Annotated in this window: 9 protein-coding genes; 2 read left to right on the forward strand and 7 right to left on the reverse strand. The window is 51.6% G+C overall.

Features of this window, described 5'->3' with window-relative positions; translation table 11 throughout:
- Window positions 1-135: 135 nt before the first annotated feature.
- On the reverse strand, window positions 136-1941 hold the full coding sequence (gene typA / locus ACT6RZ_RS11220) for a translational GTPase TypA (RefSeq protein WP_444702189.1): 1806 nt from the start codon (window positions 1939-1941) through the stop codon (window positions 136-138).
- 402 nt (window positions 1942-2343) lie between these two features.
- Between typA and ACT6RZ_RS11225 the strand changes: the two genes are divergently transcribed.
- Entirely contained in the window at window positions 2344-3990 is a 1647-nt protein-coding gene (locus ACT6RZ_RS11225) for a DEAD/DEAH box helicase (RefSeq protein ID WP_444702190.1), read from the forward strand.
- Between the two features lie 9 nt (window positions 3991-3999).
- Window positions 4000-5505 (forward strand): DEAD/DEAH box helicase, encoded by a 1506-nt coding sequence (locus ACT6RZ_RS11230; protein WP_444702191.1) that lies wholly within the window; start codon window positions 4000-4002, stop codon window positions 5503-5505.
- A gap of 68 nt (window positions 5506-5573) precedes the next feature.
- Here ACT6RZ_RS11230 and ACT6RZ_RS11235 read toward each other — a convergent pair whose 3' ends face one another.
- From ACT6RZ_RS11235 to ACT6RZ_RS11260, 6 genes are all read right to left on the reverse strand, one after another.
- The gene (locus ACT6RZ_RS11235; protein ID WP_444702192.1) at window positions 5574-6002 is read right to left on the reverse strand and encodes a group II truncated hemoglobin; all 429 of its coding nucleotides are present in this window, start codon (window positions 6000-6002) and stop codon (window positions 5574-5576) included.
- Between the two features lie 8 nt (window positions 6003-6010).
- Window positions 6011-7207, reverse strand: a complete 1197-nt coding sequence (gene purT, locus ACT6RZ_RS11240) for a formate-dependent phosphoribosylglycinamide formyltransferase (protein WP_444702193.1) — start codon at window positions 7205-7207, stop codon at window positions 6011-6013.
- A gap of 213 nt (window positions 7208-7420) precedes the next feature.
- Window positions 7421-8839, reverse strand: coding sequence for a sigma-54-dependent transcriptional regulator (locus tag ACT6RZ_RS11245; protein WP_444702194.1), 1419 nt, complete (start codon window positions 8837-8839; stop codon window positions 7421-7423).
- Between the two features lie 23 nt (window positions 8840-8862).
- Window positions 8863-11325, reverse strand: a complete 2463-nt coding sequence (locus ACT6RZ_RS11250; RefSeq protein ID WP_444702195.1) for a TonB-dependent receptor — start codon at window positions 11323-11325, stop codon at window positions 8863-8865.
- A gap of 197 nt (window positions 11326-11522) precedes the next feature.
- The gene (gene tilS, locus ACT6RZ_RS11255) at window positions 11523-12992 is read right to left on the reverse strand and encodes a tRNA lysidine(34) synthetase TilS (RefSeq protein ID WP_444702196.1); all 1470 of its coding nucleotides are present in this window, start codon (window positions 12990-12992) and stop codon (window positions 11523-11525) included.
- Window positions 12982-13977, reverse strand: a complete 996-nt coding sequence (locus tag ACT6RZ_RS11260; protein ID WP_444702197.1) for an acetyl-CoA carboxylase carboxyltransferase subunit alpha — start codon at window positions 13975-13977, stop codon at window positions 12982-12984. Before ACT6RZ_RS11260 ends, tilS begins: the two co-directional genes overlap by 11 nt.
- Between the last annotated feature and the right edge of the window lie 17 nt (window positions 13978-13994).

Raw genomic sequence — 13994 nt, forward strand, 5'->3', positions numbered from 1 at the left:
GCACTATACCAACTTCACTGTTAGAGAATATAAACCAGTGTATCGCAGTTTATTCAGCCAGGCATCATCCAGCCAGCAAAAGCCTAGCTGGCTGGATGAAAAAAAAGCCCTCGTATGAGGGCTTTTAATCACGTATTACTTGGAAGACCGCTTACGCTCGTGCTCTAACAGGAAGCGTTTGCGCAGACGAATGGTTTTTGGTGTGATCTCGACCAATTCGTCATCATCAATAAACTCCACAGCGCTTTCCAGGCTGATAGAGATAGGTGGTACCAGACGCACCGCTTCATCGGTACCAGAAGCGCGCACGTTGGTTAACTGCTTGCCTTTGATAGGGTTGACCACCAGATCATTTTCGCGGCTATGAATACCGATGATCATGCCTTCGTACAAACGGTCACCCGGGCTGGAGAACATCTTGCCGCGGTCTTGCAGTTTCCATAAAGCATAAGCAACCGCCTCGCCTTGTTCGGCTGAGATCAGCACACCATTACGACGGCCAGGCATATCTGCTTTTACAGGTGCGTATTCATCAAAAATATGCGCCATCAAGCCAGTACCGCGTGTCAGTGTCAGGAATTCGCCCTGGAAACCGATCAGGCCACGCGCAGGAATACGATATTCCAGGCGCGTACGGCCATTACCGTCGGACTCCATATTGCTCATTTCACCGCGGCGACGGCCCAGTTCTTCCATCACCGCGCCCTGGTTCTCATCTTCCAGGTCCACAGTCAGGATCTCGTATGGCTCACACTTTTCACCGTTCACTTCTTTATAAACCACGCGCGGTTTACCCACAGCGATCTCAAAGCCTTCGCGGCGCATGTTTTCCAGCAGAATGGTCAGGTGCAATTCACCACGACCAGACACGCGGAATACATCGGTATCTTCAGTGTCTTCCACACGCAAAGCGACGTTTACCAGCAACTCTTTAGTTAAACGGTCACGGATCTGGCGTGAAGTGATGAATTTACCTTCTGTACCCGCCAATGGTGAAGTGTTCACCATAAAGTCCATGGTCAGTGTCGGTTCATCTACACCCAGGTGCGGCAAACCAACTGGTTTCTCACGGTCACAGATGGTAAAGCCAATACCGATTTCTTCAATGCCAGAAATAATGACAATGTCACCCGCTTCTGCCTCTTCAACCGGCACGCGCTCCAGGCCTTTAAAACCCAGCACCTGATTGATACGGCCTTGCGCTACTTGTTCGTCCTCGCGCATCACCGCGACCACTTGACCTGGTTTGATACGGCCATTGGTGACACGACCAACCCCCAGACGACCCGTATAAGTAGAGTAATCCAAGGCTGAGATCTGTAATTGCAAAGGTGCATTACTGTCACCTTTTGGTGGTTCAACATGACTTAAAATGGTATCAAACAACGCTTTCATGTTATCTGAAGGTGCATTCATGTCTAGCGTGGCAAAGCCATTTAATGCCGACGCGTATACCACCGGGAAATCCAGCTGCTCATCCGTTGCGCCAAGGTTGGCAAACAAATCAAAGGTATGATTGATCACCCAGTCAGGACGCGCACTTGGACGGTCGACCTTGTTAATGACCACGATAGGCTTCAAGCCAAGCGCCAGGGCTTTCTTGGTCACAAAGCGCGTTTGCGGCATAGGGCCGTCCACGGCATCTACCAGCAACAATACGCCATCTACCATGCCTAATACACGTTCTACTTCACCACCAAAGTCGGCGTGGCCCGGTGTATCGACGATGTTAATGTGTGTGCCTTCATAAGTTAAGGCGGTGTTTTTTGCCAGAATCGTAATGCCACGCTCTTTTTCAATATCATTACTATCCATCACACGCTCAGCGACCGCCTGGTGGGTGGCAAAGGTACCTGACTGTTGTAGTAACTTATCGACCATGGTGGTTTTACCGTGGTCAACGTGGGCGATAATTGCGATATTTCTGAGGTTGCGTGCCATGTGAACTGCCATCTGTTTGGAAAGGGCGCGATTTTAGCATAAATCACGTTAAATATTTGACTTTTAAAATAAAATGGCTATACTGCGCTCAACTTAAAACGCACTGGGCTGAAATTGATGCCCGACTGTTTTAAATTCATCGCCCTGACCCATCGATAAGCTCGTGAACTTTTGAGGCTATCATCTTTAGAAGTTGTTTTTATGACAACCTCTTCTTTTATCGGTTAGTGGCTATGCCTAGCGCCGGTAAAAGCGATTCATCTCCATATTTGCTTTGGCTTACTTTAATGAGTTAGCACACTGAATGATTGTGTGTGCTGTCATTGGTCAGCTTTGCTTCTTTGCTTTGCTTTAATTTGCTTTACTTGCGCCCTTTTTAATTGTTATACGAAAGGGACATCCTTGTCTTTTGCAGATTTAAATCTAGACCCATCCATTTTGCGTGCATTAACCGATGCAGGCTATGAGAACCCAACCCCTATCCAGTCGCAGTCTATCCCAGAAGCACTGCAAGGCCGTGACATCATGGCCTCAGCCCAGACCGGCACCGGCAAAACAGCCGCTTTTACATTACCAGCATTAAACTTGTTGGCCACACAACATCCAGTACGTAGCCGTGGCCCACGTATCCTGGTGCTGACCCCGACCCGCGAACTGGCAGCCCAGGTGAACGAAGCCGCCCGTAAATACGGTAAATTTCTGCGCGCACGTTGCGTAAGTATTGTGGGTGGCATGCCTTACCCATTACAAAACAAACTGCTGTCACAACCACTGGACATCCTGGTTGCTACACCTGGCCGTTTTATCGATCACCTTGAGCGTGGTCGTATTGACCTGAGCCGCTTGCAGATGCTGGTGCTGGACGAAGCTGACCGCATGCTGGACATGGGCTTTATGCCTGATGTCGAGAAGATCTGCGCTGCCCTGCCTGCAGAACGTCAGACACTGCTGTTCTCTGCCACCTTAGATGGCATCATGGATATCGGTAAGCGTTTCCTTAACAATCCGCTGACCATTCAGGTCGCTGGTCAAAAAGAGCAACACGCTAATATCGAACAACGTCTGCACTTTGTCGACGACATGAACCACAAAAACAAACTGCTGGAGCATCTGCTGATCGCCCCGGACGTGAATCAGGCGATTATTTTCACCAGCACCAAACGTCACGCCGACCTGCTGGCTGAAGATCTGTATGCCGCTGGCCACAGCACCGCGGCCCTGCACGGTGATATGACACAAGGCGCACGTAACCGCACCCTGACCAAGCTGCGTCATGGCGATGTTAAAGTCCTGGTTGCAACTGACGTAGCAGCGCGTGGTATCGACGTGCATGGCATCACGCATGTGATCAACTATGACCTGCCAAAATTCGCTGAAGATTATGTACACCGTATCGGTCGTACCGGCCGTGCCAACAACTCAGGCATTGCGATCTCTTTTGCTTCCAACACTGATAGACACCTGTTGCGCAAGATCGAGCAATACACTGGTCATAAATTCCAGCCTGCGGTGATTGCCGGCTTTGAGCCTAAACGTGCAGTGCGCATGGATGACGGCGGTGACAAGCGCGGTAACGGCGGTAAACGCCATGGCAGCAGCAATGGCCGTCCACAAAACAAAGGTGGTTTCCGTGGTAACAGCCGTGATGGCCGTAGCGACAGCCGTGAAGGTAGCCGTGACAGCCGCGAGTTCCGTGGCAACCGCGAAAACAGTTCTTTTGGTGACCGCGTGATGCGCGAAGGCCAGCCGCAAAAGCCGCGTGAACCACGCGCAGCGACCGGCGCCAGCGAGCAAAAGTCAGACCGCGAAGTCAACGGCAACAGCAAAAGCTACACTAAAGACACCGACTTTCAGTTTGCCCGCGCATTGACAGAAGAATTTGGTCAACGTCGCCCGCGTTCTTCAGCTGGTAACCCATCAGCAAAACCGCAAGAGCGTTTTGGTAACCCTAATGGTGGCAATGGCAACCGTGGCGCGAATAAACCACGCACTGGTGGCAAGCCATTTGGTGAAGCCGGTGGTATCAAACGCCCTCGTTCATTTGCATAAGCCCACACTATGTCAGAACAAATTACTGTAGATTTTCGTGCATTAGGCCTCGCCGAGCCGTTGTTAAAAGCCATTGAAGAATCCGGCTATACGACACCAACGCCCATACAGGCCAAAGCCATCCCGCTGGCGCTAGAGCGCAAAGACTTGATGGCAGGTGCACAAACTGGCACAGGAAAAACGGCAGCGTTCTCGCTACCGATTCTGCATACATTGCTGCCTCACGCAAGTACCAGCACCTCTCCGGCGAAACACCCGATCCGGGCGCTGGTGCTGGCACCTACGCGCGAGCTGGCGATCCAGGTGTATGACAACATCAAAACTTACGCCAAGCACACCTCGCTGCGCAGCCTGGTGGTGTATGGCGGTGTGGATATCAAGACGCAGACACCGATCTTAAAAACCGGTGTTGAAATTTTGGTTGCCACGCCTGGCCGCCTGCTGGACCATGTAGAGCAAAAAACGCTTTCTTTAAGCCAGGTGCAGTTCCTGGTGCTGGATGAAGCCGACCGCATGCTGGATATGGGCTTTATGCCTGACCTCAAGCGCATCTTGGCTTTATTACCCAAACAGCGCCAGAACCTGATGTTCTCGGCCACCTTTTCGGATGAGATCAAAAAGCTGGCCGATGCGTTTTTGAACCAGCCTACATTGATAGAAGTGGCCCGCAGCAATGCCACCAATGACAATGTGGAACAAAAAGCCTATCTGGTAAATACAGATAAAAAGCCACGTTTTCTGGTGCAATTGCTGAAACAGTATGACAGCCAGCAAGTGATCATATTCACCAAGACTAAACTGTCTGCCAGTAAACTGGCACGCGTCCTGGAACGTGATGGCATCCCGTGTAGTGCTATCCACGGTGACAAATCACAGAAAGAGCGTATTGAAGCGCTGGATGCTTTCAAAGCCGGTAGCATTCATGCCCTGGTCGCCACCGATGTGGCAGCCCGTGGCCTGGATATCACTGACCTGCCTTTAGTCATCAATTACGAGATCTCAACTGCGCCTGAAGACTATGTGCACCGCATCGGCCGTACCGGCCGCGCTGGCGCCAAAGGCATTGCCATTTCATTGATAGATGAAGAGGAAACCAAATACTTTGATGAAATCGAAAAGCTGATTAAAAAGCAGATTCCTAAAGAGAATGCGGTGACCAGCAGTGCGCCTAGCCAGCACTCGGGCACAGCCAGTCGCTCTACTTCAAGTCCACGTGCGCCTGGCCAACGTTCATCTAAATCTAAAAGTGCGGATGACGCCTGGTTCTATCAACCCTATCAGTCCAGCGGCTTTGTTGAGCCGACCAAATCGATAGTGGCGCCTGTGACTAAACCATCGGCAGCTAAACGTAAAGTGGTGGCGGCATTGCTAGGTGGTTTTGGCTTCAAGGCAACGCCTAAAGCCAAAGGGCGTGCGGCAGAAAATAAACGGCAATCCCCTGCTAAAACCCGTCACAAAGAGGGTGTAGAGCAAGCAGCGGTAGCCGAAGTTGAAGTCGAAAGTTCTCAGTCATAATAAAAAGCCCCGTGAAAACGGGGCTTTTTATTTGCTACGTAAGCTATGCCTGCTTTCCCTATCTCTGCTTAACCTTCACGGTTACGCATAAAATCAGCCACGCCGTACAACTGGTTAGCCATATGCCGTATCAGGCTTTCCTCAAACTGGCACTGGTGCATGGCCTTGATCATGCAGTACATCCATTGATCACGTTCGGATTCACCAATGGTAAACGGCAAATGACGCGCACGTAAACGCGGGTGACCATAACGTTCGATATACAGCTGCGGGCCACCCGTCCAGCCCATCAGAAACATAAACAGCTTTTCACGGGTTTCGGTCAGATCCGGCTGGTGCAAGGCACGCAATCCTGTTGCTTTGGGATCGCTGTCCATGATGTCGTAAAAAGTCTCTACCAGCAGGCGGATACTCTCGGTGCCCTTCTCCGCGCCGCCCAGCCACTCAAACAATGATTGTTTTGCCGCGTTTGGCTCTTGAATATCAGTCAGTGCCATGGCTTAGCTTATCCTGCGATCTTGGGTGTTACCAGCGCTGCTGCCTGTTTAGCACGTTCACGCGCCAGCTCAGTGCTGTCTGCGGTCGCCAGGGCGACACCCATGCGGCGACGGGTGAAAGATTCTGGTTTGCCAAACAGGCGGATCTCGCTGTCTGGCACTGCCAGTGCTGCTTCCAGTCCATGGTATTCCAGGCTGGCCGCATCGGCACCGCCATAAATCACGGCACTGGCGCCTGCATCGCGCTGACTGACATCCACCGGCAAGCCCAGGATAGCCCGGGCATGCAATTCAAACTCATTCAGGCGCTGGGTACACATGGTGACCATGCCGGTATCATGCGGGCGCGGGCTGACTTCGGAGAACCATACCTGCTCGCCCTTAACAAACAACTCGACACCGAACAGACCCTGGCCGCCCAATGCTTCTGTCACTTTTCTGGCGACTTGCTGCGCGTTTTCCAGCGCTTTCGGCTGCATGGCTTGTGGCTGCCAGCTCTCTACATAATCGCCCTGCTGCTGCACATGGCCGATAGGCGCACAGAAATAGGTTTCTAATTGACCTTGTGCATTTTTAGCACGCACTGTCAGCAAGGTGATCTCATAATCGAAATCAATCTGGCCTTCTACAATGACGACGCCCTGGTTGACACGGCCGCCGCTGGCGGCATATTCCCAGGCGGTTTTCACTTCGCTGGCCTGGGTGATACGCGATTGCCCTTTGCCGGAAGAAGACATGGTGGGTTTGATAAAACATGGATAGCCGATGCCAGCATCGATAGCGGCCTGCAATTCGGCCTCGGAACGCGCGAATGCGTAAGGCGATGTCGGCAGACCTAATTCTTCAGCCGCCAGGCGACGTATGCCCTCACGGTTCATGGTCAGCTGTACCGCGCGCACGCTAGGTACTACGGTGACGCCCGCAGCCTCGATCTCAGCCAGTGCCTGGGTATTCAGTGCCTCGATCTCGGGCACGATGAAATGCGGCCTGACCTGATCAACCAAGGCTTTCAAGGCATCAGCATCTGTCATATCGATCACATGCGCATGGTGGGCGACCTGGTGGCCGGGCGCGTTCTTATAGCGGTCGACAGCAATCACTTCTACCCCTAAACGCTGCAAGGCAATGATCACCTCTTTACCGAGTTCACCGCTGCCTAACAGCATGACTTTGGTCGCGTTTGCGCTTAATGGGGTCCCTATCATTGCTGCACTCCGATGTAAAAGTGCAATTCTACCATGTGCGATTTGTATGACGGCTGCTCAAGCTTGATTTAAATCATGCACAAACGCTGCCGACAAAGCTGATCACTTAAAAATAAAAGACCCCGCAGTTGCGAGGTCTTTTTAACATCATGCATTGATGCATTCGACTAGTGATAGGCTTTTACTAGCGATAGGCTATTGCATGCACCCTGATCAAACTGCGATGCCGTGCTTATCCATACGGTAACGCATGGTCATGCGGGTGATGCCCAGGATACGTGCCGCTTTAGACACATTATTGCGCGCCTGCTCCAGCGCGCTTAACAGCATGGCCTTTTCAGCACCATCCAGTGTCAATTGCGCCTCGTTCGCAGCAGCAGCCGGGCCAGCGGGCAAATGACCTACCTGTGGCAGGCCCAGATCATGCTCTGAAATGACAGGCTGGGTACACATGAGTACCGCACGGCTGATCTGGTGACGCATCTCCCTGACGTTTCCCGGCCAGCGGTATTGCTGTATGGCAATCAGCGCGCTAGGGCTGAATTCATGATGCGGTAAGGCATAGCGTTTTTCCGTCATCTGCCGGAAATAATTGGCTAGCAGCATCACATCCTGGCTACGGTCACGCAATGGCGGCATCTGCATGGTGATGACATTCAGGCGGTAATACAGGTCTGAACGAAAACGGCCTTCGTTGGACATCTGGTATAAATCACGGTTGGTAGCGGCAATGATACGTGCATGTACCGGCCTTTCCTTGGTAGAACCCAGGCGGCGGACCATGCGTCTTTCCAGCACATTGAGCAGCTTGGCCTGCAGGCCTAAAGGCAACTCGCCGATCTCATCCAGAAACAGCGTACCATCTTCGGCAGACTCTATCAGGCCAGGGCGTGAGCTCACCGCATTGGTGAAAGCGCCCTTCTCATTACCGAACAGCTCACTTTCAATCAGCTCTGCCGGCAGTGAAGCACAATCCACATGCACGAACGGTTTGTCGTGATTGACACAACTGGCATGCAGATAACGTGCAACCACATCTTTACCAGTACCAGTCTCACCTGTGATCAAAACAGTAGGCTGCACGGCGTCACTGAGCGCGCTCAGCTGTGCGATACGTGTGATCTGCTGGCGCACGCTCTGCATGGCGGCACTCTCGCCTATCAGCTGTACGGATTCATTGGCTAGCGTATCCCGCTGCCGCGAGTAATCGAGGCTGGTCTGTAAATCGCTTGTTTTTTCATTCTTTTGAATGATCAGCAATAACTCTTCGAGATCGATGGGTTTTTTCAGGTAATCGATGGCGCCCAGTTTGATGGCGTTCACCGCATCAGTGACATCCCCATAAGCGGTCATGACGATGATATTGATGTTTTTAGCGACGAATTCAGGCAACAGATCGATACCGTTGCCATCCGGCAGGCGCATATCAAGCAGCACCATATCCGGCTCAAACTGTTTGACCAGCAACCTGGCATCATGCAGGGATTCAGCGTGCTCGCACTCAAAACCGGCTTTCTGCAAGCGCTTGACTACCGCCCTGGCAAACAGCACCTCATCTTCGACCAGCAAGATTTTCTTTCTGCTGACTAAACGAATCGGTTTATCTATAGATGATGAAATTTGTGAGAGCACGCGTCCTCCTTCAATTATTATTGTTAGTCTTTGTCGTAGCTAGCCAAAGATTGTTTAGGTTTAAACTCATAACGCAGGCCTATCCAGCCGGCACGTGGTGCACCCGGCAACAGGCTCAGGACTTTGCTTTCTGTGCCAAAGTTACCACCGGCATCAAACAGACTCTCAGCCAGACGACCGGCAAGGTTATATTCCTTGTCAAAAATATTGTTCGCTTTGGCAAACAACTTCCAGCCATTGCCAAAGTTATACTGGCTATCCAGGTTCACAATAAAGTAACCGCCGAGCTTGCCTTTGCCGGTTGCGCAATCGTCACCGTTGGCGCAAATCGCGTCATTGGATCTATGGCTGTTATTCTCATTGCCATAGACGAACTGGTCAGAATAGCCGATCACATTGGTACCCACATTCCAGCTTGGTGTAACCGCATATTGCGCACGCAGTTTCAGCTGATGCTGTGGAATGGCAGGGATCCTGTCGCCAGAACGCGCAGTGTAGATGCCGCCGTTGGTCTCGCCAGAAGAGTTAGAACCATTCACAAACTCGACATCGGTGTCATAGGTCGCGTGCACGAAGCTGTAAGAAGCGCCCCATTTAAAGTTATCAATGAAACCATTGATGCCCATGTCTATGCCCTGGCGCTTGGTTCTACCGATGTTCTTGAAGTAACCGGCACCGCTTTGCGTGTTAGCTGCAGTAAACTGGATATCATCATGGTTGGTCGCATGATAAACACCTGCATTCCAGAATACGTTATCAGTCACCTGACCACGACCACCAAACTCATAAGTCTTTGCAACCACCTGATTCAAAGGTGGGTCATCAGCCAGTGCCGCTGGCAGCAAGCAAGGGGATGCCGGGTTGGAACAACCCAGCTCGATGGCGGTTGGTGCGCGGCTAGATTCGCTGTAGGAGGTGTAGACAGTGAGTGCCTTGATCGGTGTGTAAGTCAGGCCTACGGTTGGATTCAACCTTGTGTAGCTGTCTTTGGCCGTCAGACTGTTAAAGTTGTTGGCAGCAGAGGCTGGGCCACGCAATGTATCGGTATTGTCTACGCGGGTGAAGTTCCAGCTGGCACCGGCGTTCAAATGCCAGAACTCATTTATAGACAAAGTATCAGTTGCGAATAAACGCGCGGTGTATTGCTTGCCAGTCAGGCCTACAGTCTGACGTTGACCCAATGCTCCATCACCTTCAAGCACAGGGGCACGGGTGTCGTCGAATACCGGGTCGCTCTCAGTGAATGGCGCACCGCCATTCAACACATCACCCTCAAAATCGCCAACATTGATTTGCTCAGATTGTCTGAAACGAATCAAGCTGTAGTCATAACCAGCACCAACTACAAACTGGTTTTCTTTGCCCATAAAATCCTGATTGAATGTGGCTTGCCCAGTTGCGCCATAAGTATTCTGACTGGTATGCGTACGATTCATGACAGAACCAATTAACTCACAGTCGTCTGGTGAACCTGGATCACAGGTGATACCTGGGTAACCTGCCAATGTATCCCCAATTTCCATTTCACCTTCATAGCCATCACCATTTTTTGTCCTGCGGTTAGACTTTTTGTAATAAACGTTACCTGACAACATCGTGTCATTGCTTAACCAATGGCTGGCATTCAATGCCAGGAAGTGCGAGTAATTGTTGGTCGCATCCGGGCGGGTATGGATCTGGTCACGGTCACCACTCAACAGAAATTCAGGTGTTAAACCGTTACCGATCAACTTGTTGTCGGCACCGATATAGGTCAATTCCAGCTTGGTTGTTTCATTTTGCCAGCCGGTTTTGGCAAACAACTGGTTCACGTGTGACGGCGAGTATTTTCTCCAACCGTCTTCAGTGGTGTGCTGAAAACCTATCAGGTAATCAACTGAACCATCTTTGGATACACCGCCGTATTCAGCCAGTGCACGTTGGCGACCCCAGGAGCCAGCCTCATACTCAAGCGCAGCGCCCTGATGATCGCGGCCATTTTTGGTTTGCACTGCAATGGCACCACCCAAGGTGTTCAAACCGTATAAAGGGTTGGAACCGGGAATCAGTTGCATGTCGCCAATAGCGAAGTTCGGGATCTTGTCCCATGAGGTCACATCACCAAATGGCTCGTTGACGCGCACGCCATCAACGTAGGTGGATAAACCCTGCGGGTTGCCTAATAATGATGAAGCAGAATAGCCCCTGAAATTGATTTCTGGCTGCCATGGGTTACCGCCCAACTCGGTCACCGTCACGCCCTGCATATTATTGTTCATGTAATCGGCAATAGACACGCCGACCTGGTTGTTGATGGCCGCAGGGTTAGCTATCTGGACATTGGCCGGCACCTTGTGCAGGGGCAAACCGATGCCTTTAAGTGGCGTCGCACTGAACACTTCAACTTTTTGAATATTCAATGATTCATCTGCCTTTACTATGGCGGTTTGTGCTGCATAAGCAGACACTATGGCAAGCAATAACGGCTTGACAGTAGTTTTATTCATAAAGGTATCCTTTTCCCGAGAATATTGATTTTTAACTTTTTTAAAAGCTTATTCCCAGATGCAATTAATGTTCCGCAATTGCAGTGCAGAAAAAGACTATTAAAATCAATACCGTAAAAAAGGACTGGTGTATAACAACCATTAAATTGGCTATCTACAACCAATTTTATGGTTGTTATTGGTTGTTGGCAACCAATTTATGCTTGACTGGAGAGTGGCTGTAAAGAAATTTCCAGACCGTAAGCATTACGGCCGGGGCGCCAGGCGGCGTCTATGGCGAGATCAGCAAGCGAAACCAGGGTCTGGCTGTGTGACGGCTGTGAGGAGATGACATTCACCACCGGGTAAAATGCACGTTGCCAGGGTGGGATGGCCAACATCTGAAAAATGACTTTTAACTCGCGACGCGGGCGTTTTGCATCTGGCTGCAGGCTTTCACCGCCGGCTCTGGCAAACAACATGAGTTCCAGGCCTTCGGATAAGCTGACGCTTTGCCCATAACGCTTGTGCAAGGTAATGGCTGCAGGGTGCACCCCCAGGCGAGCCAGGGCGATGCCGCGGCCTTTGCTGACCTTGAACTGCACTTGCCAGTCGCCCCAGATCTGACTTTTACCACCCTGCCAGACCAATGGCGTTTTTGGCAGCGCGGCCGGCTTGCCTACACAATACAAACGTTGCTGGTAATGATGCAGGTAAGCCTGGCGTTTTACTGCCTGCCCTTGTAAAGGCAGATGCAGGTAGCGATGCGGTTTTACTGTAGACAGTTGCTGCCAGTAGTTTTGCAACTGCTCGGTATTGGGCATGCGCAAATCGAGCTGCTGAAACCAGTAGCGCAGCATGTTTTTTGCACGCGCATCACCCAGCTGGCGCAAACGCTGGATATCCACCGATTGCCCCAGCCATTCTTCGCGTACATCGCAGGCGGCGATATCCTGGCCGGCAAGCATATCAAGCAGCGATTGTGCTTCAGCCATATGGCTGGCGCTGCGTGCCAGGGCGCTATCTAATTGCGGGTAGCGCTCGCGCATGACAGGCATCACCGTCTGCCGCATAAAATTGCGGTCGTAACTGATATCGGTGTTGCTTTCGTCTTCTACCCACTGGTATTGCAAGCTGTTTGCCTGCTGCAGGATATCCGTTTTGCTTGCCTGCAACAGCGGCCTGAACAGCTTGCGCTCGGCATCCCAGTCGCCCATGGCAGAGAGCCCTTTCACCCCGGAGCCGCGCATGAGCTGCAACAGTAAGGTCTCGCTTTGATCCTGCATATGGTGTGCGGTGACGATCGCCTGCGCACCAAGTTGCTGGCGCATATGCTCCAGCGCCTGATAACGCGCCTCGCGCGCCGTGGCTTCTATGCCCTGGCCGCTTTGCAGATTGACATGGACTTTAGCGGAATAGAAAGCGATGCCCTGCGCATGGCACACCCGTTCGCACAGGCTCAGCCATTCATCAGCATGCGGGCTCAGGCCATGATGGATATGCATGGCGGATAGCGTATATGGCAGGCGCGAGGAAAACTGTGACAACGCATGTAACAGCACAATGGAATCGACACCACCACTTAAGGCCAGTAGCAGATGTACAGGTACCGCTTGCGGCTTTTGCGCAGCCAAAAAAGAGGCGATGCCCTTCTCTAACTGCGTAGCAAATACGGTGTTATTTGTCACTAGTCGCTTTAAATTTACCGTAACTCATCAGGCGCTGATAGCGTGTTTCCAGCAGTTGCGGTATTTTTTTGGATTGCAATGATTTCAGCTGCAGGGCAATGGTCTGGCCTATGCGCTCCATGACTTCTTCGTAATTGCGGTGCGCGCCACCCAATGGCTCGCTGATGATGGTATCGATCAGGCCCAATGATTTCAGGCGGTCTGCCGTGATACCCAGGGTTTCTGCTGCGTCAGACGCCTTGCTGGCACTCTTCCACAAGATAGAAGCACAGCCTTCTGGCGAGATGACGGAATAAGTGGAGTATTGCAGCATGTTCAAGTGATCGACCACGCCTAATGCCAGCGCACCGCCTGAACCACCCTCACCGATAACGATACCTATGATAGGTGTCTTTAATTCAGCCATCACATACAGGTTGCGGGCGATCGCCTCAGACTGGCCACGCTCTTCAGCGCCTATGCCTGGGTAAGCCCCGGGCGTATCGATCAGCGTGATGATAGGCAGATTGAATTTTTCTGCCAGACGGAACAAACGCAGGGCCTTGCGGTAGCCTTCCGGGCGCGGCATACCAAAGTTACGGTACTGGCGCTCTTTGATATCGCGGCCTTTCTGATGGCCCATGACCATGACCGGGATGCCTTTGAAACGCGCGATGCCGCCTACGATAGCCGGGTCATCGGCAAAGGCGCGATCGCCATGCAGTTCCTGGAAATCCGTAAACAGGGCGTTGATGTAATCCATGGTGTAAGGCCGCTGGGGGTGACGTGCGACCTGTGAGATTTGCCAGGCAGTCAAGCTCTGGTAGGTGTCTTGCAGCAGTTTGCTGTTCTTCTTTTGTAATAGATCCAGCTCTTTGGAGATATCCAGTGAATCATGCTCGTCATGAGATGACTGCAGAGCCTCAATACGCTTTTCAAGTCCGGCAATAGCTTGCTCGAAATCAAGATAAGTCAGTTTACTAGGCGTTAAACGTTTGGCACTCATTATGAATTCTTTAGTTA

This window comes from Methylophilus sp., assembly GCF_052437885.1.
Taxonomy (GTDB): Bacteria; Pseudomonadota; Gammaproteobacteria; order Burkholderiales; family Methylophilaceae; genus Methylophilus.

Bases quoted from the DNA above. Each gene is read 5' to 3' on its own strand.
- typA (WP_444702189.1), bottom strand. From the start codon at position 1,941: ATGGCACGCAACCTCAGAAATATCGCAATTATCGCCCACGTTGACCAC.
- ACT6RZ_RS11230 (WP_444702191.1), top strand. From the start codon at position 4,000: ATGTCAGAACAAATTACTGTAGATTTTCGTGCATTAGGCCTCGCCGAG.
- ACT6RZ_RS11235 (WP_444702192.1), bottom strand. From the start codon at position 6,002: ATGGCACTGACTGATATTCAAGAGCCAAACGCGGCAAAACAATCATTG.
- purT (WP_444702193.1), bottom strand. From the start codon at position 7,207: ATGATAGGGACCCCATTAAGCGCAAACGCGACCAAAGTCATGCTGTTA.
- ACT6RZ_RS11250 (WP_444702195.1), bottom strand. From the start codon at position 11,325: ATGAATAAAACTACTGTCAAGCCGTTATTGCTTGCCATAGTGTCTGCT.
- ACT6RZ_RS11260 (WP_444702197.1), bottom strand. From the start codon at position 13,977: ATGAGTGCCAAACGTTTAACGCCTAGTAAACTGACTTATCTTGATTTC.